The organism is Clostridium magnum DSM 2767 (genome assembly GCF_001623875.1).
In the GTDB taxonomy this organism is placed as follows: Bacteria; Bacillota; Clostridia; order Clostridiales; family Clostridiaceae; genus Clostridium_AM; species Clostridium_AM magnum.
This window is the reverse complement of sequence record NZ_LWAE01000008.1, coordinates 42,275-60,191: the sequence shown is the minus strand read 5'-3', so window position 1 is coordinate 60,191 and position 17,917 is coordinate 42,275. Positions and strand designations below refer to the sequence as shown.

Annotated in this window: 17 protein-coding genes, 2 tRNA genes and 1 other annotated feature; of the genes, 6 read left to right on the top strand and 13 right to left on the bottom strand. The window is 32.0% G+C overall.

Features of this window, described 5'->3' with window-relative positions; translation table 11 throughout:
* Positions 1-20: 20 nt before the first annotated feature.
* The 3 genes from CLMAG_RS23840 to CLMAG_RS23830 form a co-directional block, all read right to left on the bottom strand.
* Positions 21-95 (bottom strand) — tRNA-Glu (locus CLMAG_RS23840).
* Positions 96-198: 103 nt separating this feature from the next.
* A tRNA-Glu gene (locus CLMAG_RS23835) sits at positions 199-273 on the bottom strand.
* Between the two features lie 117 nt (positions 274-390).
* A complete protein-coding gene (locus CLMAG_RS23830) occupies positions 391-780 on the bottom strand; it encodes a zinc ribbon domain-containing protein (RefSeq protein WP_066628525.1) in 390 nt (129 codons plus the stop codon).
* Between the two features lie 364 nt (positions 781-1,144).
* Between CLMAG_RS23830 and iadA the strand changes: the two genes are divergently transcribed.
* The gene (gene iadA, locus CLMAG_RS23825; protein ID WP_066628522.1) at positions 1,145-2,320 is read left to right on the top strand and encodes a beta-aspartyl-peptidase; all 1,176 of its coding nucleotides are present in this window, start codon (positions 1,145-1,147) and stop codon (positions 2,318-2,320) included.
* An 89-nt stretch (positions 2,321-2,409) separates the two neighbouring features.
* Here iadA and CLMAG_RS23820 read toward each other — a convergent pair whose 3' ends face one another.
* Both CLMAG_RS23820 and CLMAG_RS23815 read right to left on the bottom strand, forming a co-directional pair.
* Positions 2,410-3,006 (bottom strand): hypothetical protein, encoded by a 597-nt coding sequence (locus CLMAG_RS23820; RefSeq protein ID WP_066628519.1) that lies wholly within the window; start codon positions 3,004-3,006, stop codon positions 2,410-2,412.
* A 241-nt stretch (positions 3,007-3,247) separates the two neighbouring features.
* Positions 3,248-3,985, bottom strand: a complete 738-nt coding sequence (locus CLMAG_RS23815; protein ID WP_066628516.1) for an ATP-binding protein — start codon at positions 3,983-3,985, stop codon at positions 3,248-3,250.
* Between the two features lie 140 nt (positions 3,986-4,125).
* On the opposite strand from CLMAG_RS23815, the gene CLMAG_RS23810 reads away from it, so the two are divergent.
* A complete protein-coding gene (locus CLMAG_RS23810) occupies positions 4,126-4,806 on the top strand; it encodes a Crp/Fnr family transcriptional regulator (RefSeq protein ID WP_066628513.1) in 681 nt (226 codons plus the stop codon).
* A gap of 116 nt (positions 4,807-4,922) precedes the next feature.
* On the opposite strand, the gene CLMAG_RS33080 is transcribed toward CLMAG_RS23810, so the two are convergent.
* Positions 4,923-5,063, bottom strand: a complete 141-nt coding sequence (locus CLMAG_RS33080; RefSeq protein WP_169809815.1) for a hypothetical protein — start codon at positions 5,061-5,063, stop codon at positions 4,923-4,925.
* Positions 5,064-5,275: 212 nt separating this feature from the next.
* On the opposite strand from CLMAG_RS33080, the gene CLMAG_RS23805 reads away from it, so the two are divergent.
* On the top strand, positions 5,276-6,106 hold the full coding sequence (locus tag CLMAG_RS23805) for a methyl-accepting chemotaxis protein (RefSeq protein ID WP_242873123.1): 831 nt from the start codon (positions 5,276-5,278) through the stop codon (positions 6,104-6,106).
* A 62-nt stretch (positions 6,107-6,168) separates the two neighbouring features.
* Here the strand turns inward: CLMAG_RS23805 and CLMAG_RS23800 are convergent, their stop codons facing one another.
* The 5 genes from CLMAG_RS23800 to aspS all read right to left on the bottom strand — a co-directional run bounded on the left by CLMAG_RS23800 (position 6,169) and on the right by aspS (position 12,529).
* Positions 6,169-7,611: an MFS transporter gene (locus CLMAG_RS23800; protein ID WP_066628510.1), complete on the bottom strand. Its 1,443-nt coding sequence runs from the start codon at positions 7,609-7,611 to the stop codon at positions 6,169-6,171.
* A gap of 176 nt (positions 7,612-7,787) precedes the next feature.
* A complete protein-coding gene (gene gatB / locus CLMAG_RS23795) occupies positions 7,788-9,227 on the bottom strand; it encodes an Asp-tRNA(Asn)/Glu-tRNA(Gln) amidotransferase subunit GatB (RefSeq protein WP_066628508.1) in 1,440 nt (479 codons plus the stop codon).
* Between the two features lie 19 nt (positions 9,228-9,246).
* Positions 9,247-10,707, bottom strand: a complete 1,461-nt coding sequence (gene gatA / locus CLMAG_RS23790) for an Asp-tRNA(Asn)/Glu-tRNA(Gln) amidotransferase subunit GatA (protein ID WP_066628501.1) — start codon at positions 10,705-10,707, stop codon at positions 9,247-9,249.
* Between the two features lie 58 nt (positions 10,708-10,765).
* Positions 10,766-11,050: an Asp-tRNA(Asn)/Glu-tRNA(Gln) amidotransferase subunit GatC gene (gatC, locus tag CLMAG_RS23785; RefSeq protein ID WP_066628492.1), complete on the bottom strand. Its 285-nt coding sequence runs from the start codon at positions 11,048-11,050 to the stop codon at positions 10,766-10,768.
* 183 nt (positions 11,051-11,233) lie between these two features.
* Positions 11,234-12,529, bottom strand: a complete 1,296-nt coding sequence (aspS, locus tag CLMAG_RS23780; RefSeq protein WP_066628489.1) for an aspartate--tRNA(Asn) ligase — start codon at positions 12,527-12,529, stop codon at positions 11,234-11,236.
* A gap of 311 nt (positions 12,530-12,840) precedes the next feature.
* Positions 12,841-13,097 (bottom strand) — a binding site (T-box leader).
* Positions 13,098-13,364: 267 nt separating this feature from the next.
* On the opposite strand from aspS, the gene CLMAG_RS23775 reads away from it, so the two are divergent.
* The 3 genes from CLMAG_RS23775 (at position 13,365) to CLMAG_RS31125 (ending at position 15,703) form a co-directional block, all read left to right on the top strand.
* A complete protein-coding gene (locus tag CLMAG_RS23775; protein WP_066628486.1) occupies positions 13,365-13,586 on the top strand; it encodes a 4Fe-4S binding protein in 222 nt (73 codons plus the stop codon).
* A gap of 190 nt (positions 13,587-13,776) precedes the next feature.
* Positions 13,777-15,531, top strand: a complete 1,755-nt coding sequence (feoB, locus tag CLMAG_RS23770) for a ferrous iron transport protein B (protein ID WP_066628483.1) — start codon at positions 13,777-13,779, stop codon at positions 15,529-15,531.
* A 4-nt stretch (positions 15,532-15,535) separates the two neighbouring features.
* Positions 15,536-15,703, top strand: coding sequence for a FeoB-associated Cys-rich membrane protein (locus tag CLMAG_RS31125; protein ID WP_073393017.1), 168 nt, complete (start codon positions 15,536-15,538; stop codon positions 15,701-15,703).
* Between the two features lie 93 nt (positions 15,704-15,796).
* On the opposite strand, the gene CLMAG_RS32660 is transcribed toward CLMAG_RS31125, so the two are convergent.
* Both CLMAG_RS32660 and CLMAG_RS23765 read right to left on the bottom strand, forming a co-directional pair.
* Positions 15,797-15,946, bottom strand: coding sequence for a hypothetical protein (locus CLMAG_RS32660; protein ID WP_161487024.1), 150 nt, complete (start codon positions 15,944-15,946; stop codon positions 15,797-15,799).
* Between the two features lie 127 nt (positions 15,947-16,073).
* On the bottom strand, positions 16,074-17,810 hold the full coding sequence (locus tag CLMAG_RS23765; RefSeq protein WP_066628481.1) for a trypsin-like peptidase domain-containing protein: 1,737 nt from the start codon (positions 17,808-17,810) through the stop codon (positions 16,074-16,076).
* Positions 17,811-17,917 lie beyond the last annotated feature (107 nt).

Genomic DNA, 17,917 nt, shown 5'->3' with positions numbered 1-17,917 from the left:
TAAGTGTTTACGCTATTTGATGGTGACCCCTAGGGGAATCGAACCCCTGTTACCACCGTGAAAGGGTGGTGTCTTGACCGCTTGACCAAGGGGCCATATTCAATTTTAGCTGTATCTTCAACAAAAGAAACTTTTATTCTAACAGTTACAAGTCGTTATATATATGTCCAACAATACAACTATGATTTTGATATTTAATGGTGACCCATAGGAGAATCGAACTCCTGTTACCACCGTGAAAGGGTGGTGTCTTGACCGCTTGACCAATGGGCCATTTATTCTTAGTCTTTTCTGCTGAACACAATTAGTATAATACAATATTTCATCTAATATGTCAACATCTTTTTATCTTAAATATTATAAAAAGATTATTTTTTTATTTTTTCTACATTATTTTATCTTTTTTCCACAATGTGGGCAATACTCAAATTGAATATCAATAACCTTTCCACAGTTTTTACATTTATTATTATAATGATAATCTGCAGGATATTGCGCTTCTTCAGTCTTTAAATACCAGTAAGTTATTGCTGTATCATCTCCCTGTTCTATTCTCACTCCCTTTTCTTTTGATATCTCATATAAAATATTACAAGTGTTGCAAACTAAATAATATCTTATATTCCATTTAAAAAGTGGTATGAAAAATAAATGAAAAAAAGTATATTGTTTAAATAAAGTAAGTCCAGAGAAACCATCACAATTTTTACAGGACAAGTTTTTTATAGTCTTAATTTCCTTCTGTTTATCTTCTACTCCAAATACTCCAATAAAAAACATTCCATTCTCTCCCTTTATGCTAATGAAGTGTAAACTTGAATCGGATGGGGTTTCAAACCCCATCTGATTCTTAGTTGAACGAATCCAGGGACGTAGCCGCTCTTTACTCCCACTTTGGAAAAGATGGGAGTATTAGAGCGGGTAGTCATCGGATAAAATATCTATTAAACTTTTAGTCTGATATATATTTTATCATAAAGAACTTATCTAATACAGACCAGATTCAAACTTTTCAGCATTATAGTATTAAGTAAAACTTAAATTTAGATATACGTCTTATAATAAGTAATTATAAGATACTGTTCTTAGTTGCATAAAAGCTACCTTCATTTAACTATACTAATATTAGAAAGGAGATGATTTGGTGCTTTTAATAAAAAATATCGAAATTTTCGCACCTGAATCTTTAGGTAAGAAAGACATATTATTGTGCTTTGACAAAATAGTATATATATCCCCCAAAATAGATGTGCCGAATAAAAACTTTCCGGAAATAGAAGTAATTGACGGAACTGGTTTGACTGCTGTTCCAGGGATAATTGATTTACATGTTCATATAACTGGCGGTGGTGGCGAAGGAGGATTTACCACAAGAGTTCCTGAGCTTTCCCTAACTAACTTTACACTTAATGGTATTACTACCTGTGTTGGTCTTCTTGGCACCGACGGAACTACTAGAAGCATGGGTAACCTTTTAGCAAAAGCTAGATCTCTAGAAGAAGAAGGTATCTCAACCTACTGCTGGACTGGATGCTATGAAATGCCTACTAGAACAATAACAGACAGTGCAAGAAATGATATAATCCTTGTAGATAAAATATTAGGAGTTGGAGAAATTGCTATATCAGACCACAGAGGAAGCCATCCGTCAGAGGCTGATCTAATTCACTTAGCAAGTGAATCTAGAGTGGGAGGTATGATATCTGGCAAATGTGGAATTTTACATATACATATTGGCGATGGAAAAAAAGGACTAACGCCTGTACTAGATATTGTAAACAATTCCGAAATTCCAGTTGATAATTTACTTCCCACTCATATTAATAGAAATAGCATTGTATATAAGCAATCTATTGAATATGCTAAAAATGGTGGATTTATAGATATAACTACAGGAATAAAAAATGAAGGGGATGATGCTGTAAATGCTGCTGAGGTTTATAAAGCAATGTTAAATGACGGTATCTCTCCATATAACATAACTATGAGCTCAGATGCTGGCGGAAGTATGCCTATATTCGATAAAACCGGAAAACTTTTAAAACTTACAACTGGCCTTCCATCTACTAATATGGATGTAATCAAAGAATGTATATTAGACAAAGAAATATCCGTGGAAGAGACGTTAATTCCTTTCACATCTTCTCCAGCTAGACGTTTAAAACTAAAAAACAAAGGACGAATTTCAGAAGGGTATGACGCTGATTTAATTTTAATGGATGAGAAGTTAAATGTACATATGGTGATATGTAAAGGTAAAATTATGGTGCAAAACTATAAACCTATTGTATATGGCAGCTTTGAAAAACAGTTTGTATAAATTATGATTAATTAATTTATATGTTGTCACTTAAAATAAAGGGTTGTTGAAATATAGTATATCAACAACCCTTTATCTTTACTTATTTTTTAGTGTCCTCTATGTCCTTGATGATATTGGAATCCTTGCATTCCTTGTTGGCCCATCTGACCTTGTTGATTCTGTTGGCCCATTTGGCCTTGTTGACCCATTTGACCTTGTTGGCCCATTTGACCCATTTGACCTTGTTGGCCCATTTGGCCTTGTTGACCTTGCTGAGCTTGTTGACTCATTTGACTCAATTGACTTTGAACCTGATCTATAAGTTGATTAGTTTGTGCAAGCGCATAATTTGCTTGTATTTGCTCATTAGCCTGGCTTAGAGCCTGCATAGCCTGTTGAATGGAGGATTGTAATTGTTGCTGAACTTGTTGTTGTTGTTGTTGAGCACGACTTCTAAGTCCTTGTATCTCATTTGTAAGCTCACTTGAAATCTGTTGGTTACTTTGACCTTGACTTTGTGATTGTCCTTGATTCATAGGAGAGCTTTTTCTGGTTAAAGTGCTTCCTAATGTTGATTTAATTTCATTTAGTGTGTGTTCCAAAGAATCCTGCTGATTCTTAACAGTATTTAATTCTCTTGCAACTTCTGTATCGGTCTTTTTTTCACTAAAGCTTTTTAAAATTTCTTTATTTTTTTCATCCATGTATATTTTCCTCCCTAAACTTGATAATTAATCACAAAAATATATTTCCCTCTATAATTACATCTATACTTTAATATTTCAGGTAATATTTTACAATTTATAGATATTGAAAATATTATATGCGTAATTACTTAAATATCTAATATTCATATGAGGTCGGATAAAAAAATCAACATGGATCTGTAAGATGACAAAAACCTGCATTCTATCAAAAGAATACAGGCCTTATTTATCATAATATTTATATTAAACTTCCATCAGTAGTTACTGTGACTTCTTTATATGATACAATTATCTGTGCATTTAACATTGCTTTTTTTACTGCATTAACAATCCCAGAGCAGCAAGGCACTTCCATTCTAACTACAGTTATGCTCTTTAAATCATTATTTTTAATGATTTCTGTAAGTTTTTCTTCATAATATTGTATATCATCTAATTTAGGACAACCTATAACTGTAATATGATCTTTAATAAATTCTCTATGGAAGTCTGCATAAGCATAAGCAGTACAATCTGCTGCAATTAGCAGGTTCGCACCTTGAAGATAAGCCGCCTTAGGATTTATAAGTTTTAATTGAACTGGCCACTGTCTTAATTCTGATGTTAACACATCTTCCATATTATTCTTCTGTTTCGCTTTGATAGCTGAGACTACATTTAGAGGCTTTCTTTCTATTTTTTTTGCAGCTGTTCCCGGGCATCCACAAGGTAATGTATCATTTTCAAGAGATTTCTTTCTTTCGGCCATTTTTTTCATTACTAGCTCTTCGTTATATTCCGCACTTTCTCTTTCAATAATTTTTATTGCTCCAGTAGGACATTCTGGCAGGCAATCTCCAAGTCCATCGCAATATTCATCACTTATAAGAATTGCTTTACCTTCTACTAACTCTATAGCACCTTCATGACAGGTATGAACGCATAAACCACATCCATTACATTTTTCTTTATCTATATCAACAATTTTTCTTATCATATTAAATTCCTCCCCTTGTTTTGATATACTTATTATAATAAAATACATATATAAATGCAGTAACATATGTTACATTATTGTACTTCTTTTTACTGATTGTTTTTAAATTAACTTAAAATAGCAAATAGGAGGACAACTCTATGAAGGAAATTATAAAATCATTAACGCAGTGCATTCTCATGAAGGGATTTTCAGATGAAATCATAAAAGAAACATTGGAAAGTATAAATTATACTATGAATAACTTTTCAAAGGGGGAAATTATTGCAGTAGAAGATTCTTACTGTTCTAGCATAGGTGTAGTCATAAAAGGTGGTGTAGAAGTTCAAAAAATTTACGCTTCTGGCAAAACCATAACTATGTCAAATTTAGAAGTTGGAAATATATTTGGTGAGGTAATAATATTCTCTAACAAGAGTGCCTATCCCGCTACAATAGTCGCTTCAACTAATTGTCAAATCATGTATATATCTAAAGAAAATGTATTGAAACTATGCAAATTAAACTCTGAATTTTTGAGTAACTTTATGACCCTTTTATCTAATAAAATACTTATGCTAAACAATAAGCTTAGAAATATATCCTATCAAACAATAAGACAAAAGATTGCTTCATATGTTTTAGATGAATATAAAGCCATGAATAAGCTAACAATTTCTTTGAAATGTACAAAAAAAGAGATGGCAGAACAACTTGGTATTCCTAGACCATCTCTTTCTAGAGAGCTTATTAATATGAAGGACGAGGGCATATTAGACTTTGATAAAAACATTATTACTATTTTGGATTTAGATTCTTTAGAAAATATACTTTTTAATTAAAATGAAAGGGGAAATGAATTTCTCATTTCCCCAAAATCATGCTATTTTTAATTAATTACTTTATACTATAGTTAATGTATAAACTTCATCGGATGTAGTTTACTGTTAACTTTTAGTTAGCACCATCTTCTGCCGCCATTACAATTGCATATTAATATAGCTACTATTATCCAGCATATCCAATTGTTTCCAAATCTACCTTCAAATCCGCATCCGCATCTGTCAAATTTTCTTCTACAACACTTTCTGTGTGACATATAAAAACCCTCCTTATTAACTTATAGTTTACTAATTTTTAAAAGCAGTTTGTTTATTTAAATCTTTTTCTCATGTATAGTAATAGTATATGAATTCAATATAAAAGTGTTACTGATTCTTATTAAATATTGTGTTATTATATATATGAATACACATTACAATCTGATTAAAATAACATACTAATCCATTAAAATTTTCTGGGGGGATAACTGTGAGCGACCTTAAAATTGAAAATAAGTTACAACAAGCTTTTAACGAAATGATTCCTTATATGCAGTATTTTTTTGAAGACGAACTAGCTTTTACTATGTCAACAACAGAACATTTTGTAAAAGTTGTAAATAGCAAAAATATAAATATGAACGCAAAGCCAGGTGATCCTTTAAGACCAGGTGGTGCTGCCTATGAGTGTATTAAAGCAAAAAAGGTGGTTTCTTCAATAGTTCCAAAGGAAGTATTCGGAGTAGAGATTAAAGCTATAGGAATTCCAGTAAAGGATGACAAAGGAACTATTATAGGAAGCATTGTTCTTGTTAAAAGTTTAAAAAGACACTATGAAATATTAAATCTATCAAAGACTTTATCTGATTCCCTAAGTGAAATATCTAAAGCTGCAAGTTTAATTTCAAATGGAATTGAGTCTGCTGTAGGTGCTAACGATACTATTTTAACTGAAGTACAACAAGCTGCTGACAATGCTAAAAATACAGATGAGGTGCTTAACTTTGTTAGAAATATAGCTTCTCAAACTAATCTTTTAGGTCTAAATGCAGCTATAGAAGCTTCTAGAGCAGGTGAACAAGGAAGAGGTTTTTCTGTAGTAGCAAATGAAATTAGAAAATTATCTAGTTCAAGCAGCAAATCCATAAATGAAATAAATAGTACTCTAACTAAAATAGAAAATTCAGTACATAATATTTCTCATGGTATTACATCAACAACAGATACTTTTAAAGAGCAGCTGTCTCAAATTCAACATATGGACGCTGCATTGCAGAGTTTAAACTCTCTGGCATTAAAATTAAATGAATTAGCAGAATAATTATAAACTAAGAGTCAGATAAGTGATAAAACTTGATCTGATTCTTAGTTTATAATTATTTTCTAACGAATTAGGAGTTCCCGCTTTCTCTTTTCCATAATTCTAAGAAAAGTTAAAATTATTCCTATTATGCATATACTTGCTGCCGATAAATATACAAACTTCATAGCATAAATAAAAACATCTGGTCTTCCAGGCACGAAATTCACAACCCTATACCCTATTGAATGACTCATCCTATTATAAAGTAAGGCAACAGAAAAGGCTATCCCAAACACCATACCCATATTTCTCACTAATGCGTTGATACTTCCTGTTATTCCTAACTTATTCTTTGGAACTAAAGACATTACTATTGTATTATTGGGTGACTGAAATAACCCATTGCCAAAGCCTAATATAGCAATTTTAGTTACTATGTCAATATATGTAGAACTTGTATTCAAAAAACTAAGTAACACAAGCCCAATAGTTGTCACTAATAACCCCCAAAAAGTAGTAATTTCGCTGCCAAGTCTATCTGAAATATCCCCACTCATTGAAGCAATAATACCTGCACTTATTGGATAGACTATCATAAGTATTCCCGCTTTAGCTGGAGATATATTCATAATATATTGAAGATAAAAAGGATTAATTATGTTATAACAAAATATTACCATAAAAGAAACAAAGGCGCAAAATATGCTTACATTGAAAATTTTATTATCAAACATAGAAAAATCTAGCATAGGGCTTTTCTCTTTTGTTTCTACAAAGTAGAAGCTAAAAAAAGAAGCAACTGCAACTATAAAACTTACAATAATATATTTGTTCATCCAGCCTAGTTTTTCTCCACTTAACATAGCCCAAAATAATGATACAACAAAAGACATAAATAAAATAGCTCCTTTTAAATCAAAACTATCTTTACTTTCTTTTCTTTCTTCCTTTGGCAGCATTTTTCTTCCTAAAAAAAATGCTCCTATTCCTATTGGTACGTTAATCCAAAATATAGTTTCCCAATTAAAAATTTCTACCATTATTCCTCCTAAAGGTGGTCCCATCATAGTGCCTATTGCCACAGTTGTTGCAGAAAGTCCTAGTGCCTTTCCCCTCTCATTTGGTGGGAATATTGCTGCAATTAATCCCTGATTTGAAGACATTGTCATAGAAGCTCCCACTGCTTGAATAATTCTTGAAAAAATTAGAAATCCTACATTTTTCGAAAATCCACAGAGAAGAGAACCTACTGAAAATATTACAAAGCCATATTGAAAAATTTTAGCTTTACCAATTATATCAGCTATTCTTCCAAAAATTAAAATTAGAGCAGAAATTGCAATCAGATAACTTGTTACTACCCATTGAATTGTATTGATTCCAACAGAAAGCTTTTGTGACATGTCAGGAAGAGCTACATTTACAATACTGCTGTCTAATGTTGCCATCAATGGTCCTAATAAAATCACCGGTAATATGTGCCACCTATTTTCGTACAGATTATGTTCCAATTTATATTCCATTTACTATTCACACTCCTTCCGATAACAGTATTATCTTTAGCTTTTATTATATGCCATATCCATCTATTCAAAATAAAACAAAAAATACTCGCAGTTCAAACTCTGCGAGTATTTTTATAATTGCATCTGATGACTAGCCGCTCTTTGCTCCCCACCTGGTTCAAGTTTTTATTTCATTAAAGTTCTTTTAATTTTGCATCAACAAGTTCTTTAGCTACCTTTGGATTTGCCTGGCCTTTACTCATTTTCATTACCTGACCCATTAAGAATCCTGCTGCTTGAAGTTTTCCGCTCTTGTAATCTTCTATAGATTTTGGATTCGCTGCTAAAACTTCATCTACTATTTTTTCAAGTACGTCAGATGAACTTATTTGTGAAAGTCCCTTTTCTTTTACTATTTCTTCTGGGTCTTTTCCTGTTTCAAACATTTCATCAAATACTTCTTTTCCTGCTGTTGTACTTATTTTTCCTTCTCCTATTAACTTTATCAGCTTACAAAGTATTTCTGCCTTTAAAGTCATCTCACTAGCTTCAATTTCTTTTTCTTTTAACACTCTAAGCACATCACCTAAAATCCAATTCGCAGCAGTTTTAGGATCCGCTCCAAGTCCCACAACATCTTCATAAAAATGACTTAAAGCTTTATCAGAAACTAAGATTTCCACTTCTTTTTCTGTAAGCTTAAATTGTTCCGTAAATCTTATCTTCTTCTCAGGTGGAAGTTCTGGAATTGTAGCTTCTATATTTTCTATTTGACTGTCACTTATAACTATAGGAACTAAATCTGGATCTGGGAAATATCTGTAATCATCCGCATCTTCCTTAGATCTCATAGGAATAGTTCTGCCTTTAGCGCTATCCCATCTTCTAGTTTCCTGTTTTATTTTGTGTCCTTCTCCATAAGTATAAAGCTCACTCTGTCTCTTTTGTTCTTTTTCCAATGCCTTTTGAATCTCTTTAAAGGAGTTTATATTCTTAATTTCTACCTTCGTATTTAATTCTTTCTGTCCCACTGGTCTCATAGAAATGTTGGCATCACATCTCATAGATCCCTGATCCATTCTACAGTCTGATACTTCTGCATATTCTAATAAAGATTTTAAAGTCTTAAGAAAAGCTACCGCTTCCTCTGGTGAATGAATATCTGGTTCTGTAACTATTTCCGCTAGTGGTACTCCTGCACGATTATAGTCTATTAGGGAAAATGGTTCATCTTCCAAGTGAATAAGTTTTGCTGGATCTTCCTCTATGTGAATTCTATTTAAACGTACACTTTTCTTAACTCCGTCTACTTCAAAATCCACGTGCCCTCCGCTGCAAATTGGCAAATCAAACTGTGAAATCTGATAAGCCTTTGGAAGGTCTGGATAAAAGTAATTCTTTCTATCCATCTTATTTAATTTATTTATTTTGCAATCTAAAACCTTACCTGCTTTTATAGCCAAATCAACTACTTCCTCATTCAATACAGGTAGAGTTCCTGGTAAACCTAAACATACTGGACATGTATTACTGTTTGGTTTAGCACCAAACTCAGTGGAACAGTTACAAAATATCTTTGTCTTTGTATTTAATTCAGCGTGTATTTCCAAACCGATTATTGTTTCATAACTCATAATTTTTACTCCCTTCTGCTTACTTTATAGCTAAAGTGTCTACTTTAATTTCTTGTTCAAGTGCATAAGCAGCCTTTAATATTTTCTTTTCACCAAAATGAGGTCCTATAATTTGAATTCCTATTGGAAGACCATCTTTACTGAAGCCACAAGGTAGTGATATTGCTGGAACTCCTGCTAAATTAATATTAACAGTGTATATATCTGCAAGATACATCTCCATAGGATTTTCACTCTTTTCTCCACTTAAGAACGGAAGTACTGGTGAAGCTGGACTTAATATTAAATCATATTTTTCAAAGGTTTCTGCGAATTCTCTTTTAATTTCTTTTCTTAACTTTTGGGCTCTGTTATAGTAAGCATCATAATAACCTGAAGATAATGCATAAGTTCCAAGCATAATTCTTCTCTTAACTTCTTTTCCAAAGCCTTCAGTTCTTGTCTTAGTCATTAAATCATCAACAGATTCATAACCCTCTGCCCTGAATCCATATCTTATTCCATCATATCTATCTAAGTTTGAGCTAGCTTCTGCAGAAGATATTATATAATAGGAAGAAAGTCCTTCTTCTGTTATTGGCATAGATATTTCTTCAACGATTGCTCCCATTTCTCTTAGTTTTTCTATAACACTTTCCATAGAAGCTTTTATTTCTTCATTTAAGCCTTTACCAAAGAACTCCTTTGGTACACCTACTTTTAATCCTTTAACACTTCCATCTAATGCTGATAAATAGTCTGTATCATATTTTTCTTTAGCACTAGTGCTATCCATCTTATCTTCTCCAGCTATAACCTCTAAAAGCATTGCACAGTCTTCAACTGTTTTTCCTAAAGGTCCTATTTGATCAAGAGAGGATGCAAAAGCTACAAGTCCAAATCTAGATACTACTCCATAAGTTGGTTTTAATCCTACTACTCCACAGAAAGCTGCTGGCTGACGGATAGATCCACCTGTATCTGAACCAAGAGACACTGGTGCCATTCCAGCAGCAACTACTGCAGCAGAACCACCGGAGGAACCCCCTGGAACCCTTTGTAAATCCCATGGATTTTTAGTCTTCATGAAAGCTGAATTTTCAGTGGAAGATCCCATAGCAAATTCATCCATGTTAACTTTTCCTATTATAACCGCATCTTCTTCCTTAAGTCTCTTGATTACTGTAGCATCATAAGGCGGTATAAAATCTTCTAGAATTTTAGATGCACAAGTAGTTTTTAGTCCATCTGTACAAATGTTATCTTTTATAGCAATAGGGACACCTGCAAATTTTCCAAGCTTTTCTCCCTTTCTAACCTTTTCATCTACTAATTTTGCTGATCTTATAGCTTCTTCTTCACAAAGTGTTATATATACTTCAACTTTTGGATCAACTTCTTTTATTCTTTCAAAAAGCATTTTTACAATTTCTTCAGAAGTAAATTTGCCTTCTTCTATACCTTTTTTTATCTCAAAAGCTGTCATAGCTTGTATTTCCATCTTTAAAACCTCCTGAATTTTATGTAAGAATTAAGGTGTAAAAAACCTTAATTCTTACTTACTCTATTATCTTTGGAACTTCAATATAAGTTTCTCTCATTGTTTTAGCATTTTTGAATAACTTTTCTTTATTCTCATATACCCTAACTTCATCTTCTCTGATAACAGATTTTAATCCATCTTCATATTTATTTAGGTCTACTGCACTTAAATCAAACTTATCTATAGACTTGAAGTGTTCAAGTATTCCTTCAAAATCCTTAGCCATTCTTTCTGCTTCTTCATCTGTGAATCTAAGCTTTGCAAGCTTTGCAATATGTTTAACATCATCTATACTAATCATTTTCGTATCCTCCTTTATTGATTAGGCATCTGAAAGAAAATAACGAGTCAAAGATGCTACGGATATTTTGCGTCAGACAAGGAGACAGGTTCCGCAGATAGCTGAGCCTATCTAAGGGTTCTGTCGACGCAGTATGACGCAAAATAGACTAGCAGATTGACTAGTTATTTTTTTGAAGATGCCTTATGGTTCTAATCTCTTCATATCTCTTGGAAGTAATGTAGCTTCTCTTATATTGTCAAGGTTAAGAATTTTCATTGTCATTCTTTCTAGTCCTATAGCTAATCCTCCATGAGGCGGCATACCATATCTAAAGCTTTCCACATAGAAACCATAATCATCCGGATTAAATCCAAATTTTCTTATATTTTCTTTAAACATTTCATAATCATGAATTCTCTGTCCACCTGTTGTTATTTCTAGTCCTTTATATATAAGGTCAAAGCTCTTTGTCATTCCATTTTCATCTGGCATAGCATACATAGGTCTTTTTGCTACTGGATAAGCTGTTAGGAATACAAAGTCACTGTCATACTTTTCTTTTATATATTTTGAGAAAAGAACTTCTCCTTCTGCATCAATGTTTCCTGCTGGAGACTTCTTGCCGTACTCTTCTAAAAGTATTCTATGAGCCTCTGCTAGTGTTATTCTTGGTATCTCTACTTTTTCTGGAAGAGCTATATTGTACATTTCCAATTCCTTACTGCAGGTCTTTCTTAAGTGCTGGAATAAATGTCTCATAAAGCCTTCTTCTATATCCATAATATCATTGTCATCTTTTATAAAGCCCATTTCTAAGTCAAGACTTATATATTCATTTAAATGTCTATAGGTATTGTGAAGCTCTGCTCTATAAGCTGGAGCTATTTCAAATACTCTTTCAAAACCAGCTCCTACCATCATCTGTTTGTAGAACTGAGGACTTTGTGCAAGGAATGCTCTTTTGTCAAAATAATTTACAGTAAATACTTCAGAACCGCCCTCAGTACTTGCACCTAGAATTTTAGGTGTATGAATTTCTGAAAAATTATTAGCTAGTAGATAGTCTCTAAAAGCTGTAACTATTTCCTGCTGAACCTTAAAGGCTGCTCTAGTTTTTGGATTTCTTAAGCTTATATATCTATAATCTAATTGAGTTTCTAAATGTGCTTTTTTCTTATATTCATTAACTGCTATTGGTAACATTTCATAATAAGTATTTCCTATTACCTCTAATCCTTTAACCTGTATTTCAACTCCACCTGGTGCTTTTTCATTAACAACTTTAGTTCCAGTAGCTTCTATACTCATTTCAAGTCTTAGTCCTTTTAATACTTCTTTGTCTACTACTAATTGAAGTATACCAGTTTTATCTCTTAAATGAATAAAACCAAACTTTCCAAAATCAATTATCTTATGAATCCATCCTTTTACTAAGACTTCTTCTGCAGCTGATTCTTTAACTTGTTCTGCATATAATCTTTCTTCTACTTTTTCCATAATATTACCTCCTAAATTTTCAAATATAATTAATATCAACAGAATTTTAGAGCTTTCTTCAAACTACAGCTAAAATTCTTTGTAATTATGTCTTTATTGTTATTTTCTAGAAATAAAAAATCCGCCTCCATATCCATTATTAGATATAGGGACGAATACATATCCGTGGTGCCACCCAAATTAGCTTTTAAGCTCTCTTAGTAGATATACGATACTCAGCTAAATACGTTGTATTGCAGATAAGAGTATTTTTTAGAATGACTTTTTATAACCCAGTTTATACAAATAAAAAACGTCCCTATACCTCTCGGTATAGGGACGGATATATTCCGTGGTGCCACCCTAAATTAGCTTTTAGCTATCTCTTATCGGTACAGATAACAAAACATTTACCATTTCTATCGATACCTAGTCCATGTAACGTTGGACACAACGTCTAAGCCTACTATTAATAATTTCGGTTAGCTACTCAAGGGTGTTCTTCAATATAATCTTCATATTCGGCTTTCACCACTCCGAACTCGCTATAAATCTTGACTATATTTACTCTCCCTGTCATCGTCTTTCTGAAAATTTAATTTATGTATAGATTATACCACTGTATAAATATTAGTCAATACTTTTTTATCGATTTCTCAACACTTTTGCGAATTTGATTTTAAATACCTACCTGATCCTATGTTTTTATAATAATACATTAAATAAATTCATGTTTTATTGACATATTAATATTTTCAATAGAAAACAGCTTCATTGATTATCATATTACTGATATAATTAATATAAAAATGGACAACAATTCAACTTACTATACATAAAATAATTAGGAGGTACTATGGAGAATAAAAAATCTTTGCAAATTGATAACGAAAGATGTGTTGGCTGCAGAAAATGTGAAAATTTCTGTTCTATGGGCGCCATCACCATAATTAATGAAGCTGGATACATTGACACAAGTTTATGTATAAATTGTGGTATGTGCATTTCAGTATGCCACAAACATGCAATGAAGTGGAAACTTGAATCAGATGGGTTTTCAAACCCATCTGATTCTTAGTTGAACGAATCCAGGGACGTAGCCGCTCTTTACTCCCTTTTAAGCAGAGAGCCCAAATCTATGATTTGGTGCGAATCGCTTACTCCTCTGACGCTAGGAAGAGGAGTTTCATATAATATGAGAGTATTAGAGCGGGTAGTCATCGTATAAGATAGTAGTTATTTAATGACTTATAGATAAGGAGCAAAATATGACAGTTTGTGCTTTAATTGGTAATCCTAATGTTGGACAAGAGACCTTTTTTAATAAAATAGCTTACGTGCCACAAAAATCAGATGAGGAAGGAAATTCTAAAATAACTAAACTGGAAGGCTTTATTGATAAAAACACTAAGTTAGTTGCTTTTCCAGGGATCTATTCTATTGATACAAATTCTAAAACTGAAGAGTTATTTGTCAATTATATAAAAGAAAATAGAGTAGACCTGATAATAAACATTGTAAATGCTGCAAATTTGGAGAGAAATCTTTATCTAACTTTACAGCTTTCAAAATTAAATATACCAATCCTAATCATTTTAAATACAGTTCATAAAGCCAAAAGAAATGGTATAAATGTGAATTATGAAGATCTTTCTGATAAGTTAGGAATTAAAATTATACCTGTAGATAAATTGAATAAACAACATATTAGAGTTATACATAAGTTTATAAAGGAAAATACCTTTTCATTGCCCAATGCTTTACCTGAAAATATAAATACCGAGAAACACATGTACTCTTATATAGAAGAAATACTAAATTCTTGTGTGAAGATTAAAGAGCATAATTTAGTTAGTATAACAGAAAAAATAGATAGAATTGTTTTAAACAAATACTTAGCCTATCCTATTTTTATGTGTATTATTTATCTTATTTTTAAAATAGTATTTTCCTGGGTAGGAACTCCGCTTTCCGATATATTAAGAAGTGCGCTATTTGACTATACAATACCCCTTGCTAATAGTTTATTATCACATCAAAGTCCATGGTTTAAGTCACTTTTAATAGATGGAGTTATATCAGGCGTAAGTTCTGTATTAGTATTTCTTCCAGTAATACTTACCCTCTTTTCTATACTATCCTTTTTAGAAGATAGTGGCTATATGAATAGAGTTGCATTTCTTATGGATAGAATTATGAATATGGGGGGAATATCCGGCAAATCCTTTATGCCAATGATAATAGGCTTTGGGTGTTCTGTACCAGCCTTAATGGCAGCAAAAAATATTGAAGATGAAAGAGAGCGAAATATTACAGCCCTACTTATACCTTTGATGTCCTGTAATGCAAAGTTGCCAGTTTATATGCTTTTTGCTACTATATTTTTTCATCAACAAGAAATTGTTATTCTCGCGCTTATGTATGCTACTGGTGTGTTTATAGCTTTTTTCTACAGCTTAATTTTTAAGCTCTTAGTTAAAGAAACTAATTATGAACCCTATATTGATGAACTGTCGGAATACACACTGCCAGATTTGAAACTATTATTTCTACATACATGGGAAAAAGGAAGAGGATTTTTGAAGAAAATTGGAACCATTATATTTTCAATGTCTATTATAACATGGCTATTATCTAACTTTAATTTTAGCGGCATGGTAAATATAAACGAAAGCTTTCTGGCCTTTATCGGAAAACTAATTTCGCCTATATTTACTCCTTTAGGATTTGGCAACTGGCAAAACTCGGTTTCACTTCTTACTGGCTTAATGGGTAAAGAAGTTATTGCTGGTACCTTAGGAGTTTTATATGGTGGTAATCTCGAATCAACTGTTATGCAACATTTTAATTCAGCTTCAGCCTTAAGTTTTCTAGTTTTTATCCTTTTATATACTCCTTGTGCATCTACTATAATAACCTTAAAAAAGGAGTTTAGTACTAAAATGGCTTTAATTTCAGTGCTTTACCAGTTTGCTACCGCTTGGATAGTTTCATTTTTATTTTATAATATAGGAATGAGGTAATTTTATGGCTTTTAATCATTGGGGTGAGTTTTTTGTAACAGCTGCAATAATTGTTTCTGCTATTTACATCATATATAGACGAATAAAAAATAATAGCAATCAATGCAGCAGTTGCGGAAGTTGTTCTAAGATGTGTCCTCGTTATAAAAATAGAAAAGACAAAAGCAAATAAAAACAAGGAAGAATTGGATCTTCCTTATTTTTATTTAGCTAATTAGTATGCAACAATGTTTTTGTTATTGTGAATCCATATTAAAAGGGTTAGTTACTTACTTTCATTCATTATTCCCATTATTTTGTTAATTCCTTCTTCTATTTCTTCTGGAGTAAAAAATAAACTCTTTTTAGGGGATATGCTTTTAACTTTAGTATCTTTTTTATCTTTAACTATTCTGCTTCTCTTCTTCTCTATCATAAGTCACTCTCCCTTCTATATATATTGTAACACATATTAAGCTTAAATTATCTATAGAAAAAGAGTTTTATTCATTATCACTATTTTATTCTATGCCTAATCTCAACTAGTACTTGCTTTTCTAATTCTATTCCAACCATACTTCAAACAAATATTCACCACTGCTAAGATAAAAACTATCTCCTGATTTTAAATATTTCTTTTCGCTAGAGTTTACTCTTTCACCATTTCCTAAAAAAGTGCCATTTTCCGAACCATTATCCTCCAATTGAAAATTCTTTTCTTCTGAATTATAACTTATAGTGCAATGTTTTCTCCCTATTTCAAGATAGTCCTGAGAAAATACTAACTTACAAAATCTTGGATCTCTTCCAATGGTTATTGGTTCACCTTCAAATTCAATAACCCTACCTTCTAAAGGTCCAGAGATAGCATATAATCTTGCTTTAATATTTTTACTTAAATTCTTAGTTTCTTCCAAAGAAACAACGTTATTATTTATATTATTTTTAGAATTAGCATCCTTATCTATCTCTTTCTCCAATAGCTTCTTATCATCTTCTGTTTTTATTACTTTAACATCCTCTTCATTGTTATTTTTTCTTTTTTTATCCTGGATAAATCCAAAGTATATCATTGCCACTATACATATTAAAGCCAAAACATCTGTTCCAATTGCAATTTTTTTATATTTAGACCATAATATTTTGCTTTGAGAACTCTTCTGCTGACAATCTGATATTAATTTTTTGATCTCAGATTGATTAGAATTCAACCTTTGAACAGCCTCAAATTTTGCCAAAGCATCCTTATAGTAACCTGACCAATATAGTTGTAGTCCTTCTTTATATAATTTATTTACATTTCCTTCTTCATTTTTTGCACCTGCTTGACTAACAAATTCTTTAACTGTATTTACAGGTACCACGAAATTGAAGCCTTGAGTTTCTTTTGAATTGTTTTCGCTTCTAAAGGTTAGTAAGCCTATAACATTACCATCATCATCAACAACCGGTCCACCACTATTACCATGGGTTGCTGCTGCATTAATCTGAAGCACTGGTGCACCTTGCGTAGATTTTTTATCTGTAGCAGAAACTTTTCCGTCAGTTATAGTTACTACTAATTCAGATTCCTTAGATAAAAGCTGAGAATCTGCTGCTGCTGGGTACCCAAATACTAATATGTTATCCTGTAATTGTGTTTTTTCTGAATCACCTAATATTACAGATGAAAGATTAGTCTTTTCAATTTTTATTACAGCTACATCCTTGCCTTCCCCTGTAGGTGCTCCATAGCTTTTGACTTCACCATCAACAGCCTCCCCCCCACCTGGAAGATATACTTTGGTCAATCTATTAATTCCATCTATTGCTAAGTAATTTCTTATCAATGCATATAGTCCTTCAGCCGTAAAGTTGGTGTTGTACTTATCATTAAAAAACTTAGCTAATTTTGTACACACATCTAAATATATCATTGCCTTAAGTTGTGTGTCTTCCATTTTCATTAATTGAACTACATGTGCATTTGTAACTATATATCCATTTGGACTTATTACAGCACCAGAGCCTTGATAAACAAGATAGGTATAATATTGATTTTCTTTTAAGAATTGAATAACATTGGAATCAAATTGATAGAGTGTACTGTCATAATAAACACTGGAAATTGGCCTATAGTTCCATTTTACAGCAACACCGCTATAAATACGTACTACTGCAGGTTTAGTGTATTCGGAAATCTGCTGTGCTTTAGAAACTTTTGAAATATCAGGTTTTTTATTGATTAAAAACAAAGACGTGGCAATGTAGACTACAAAAACTATAATTACAGAAATAGAGATGATCCTTTTTTTGTTCATAAATTCACTCCTATAATAATTTTATATGTACTAAAAATTTTATACTTTTACCTTAGTACTTCTGTAATTATATGAAGTGGAAGCTTTAATCGGATGGCCAGTAAATG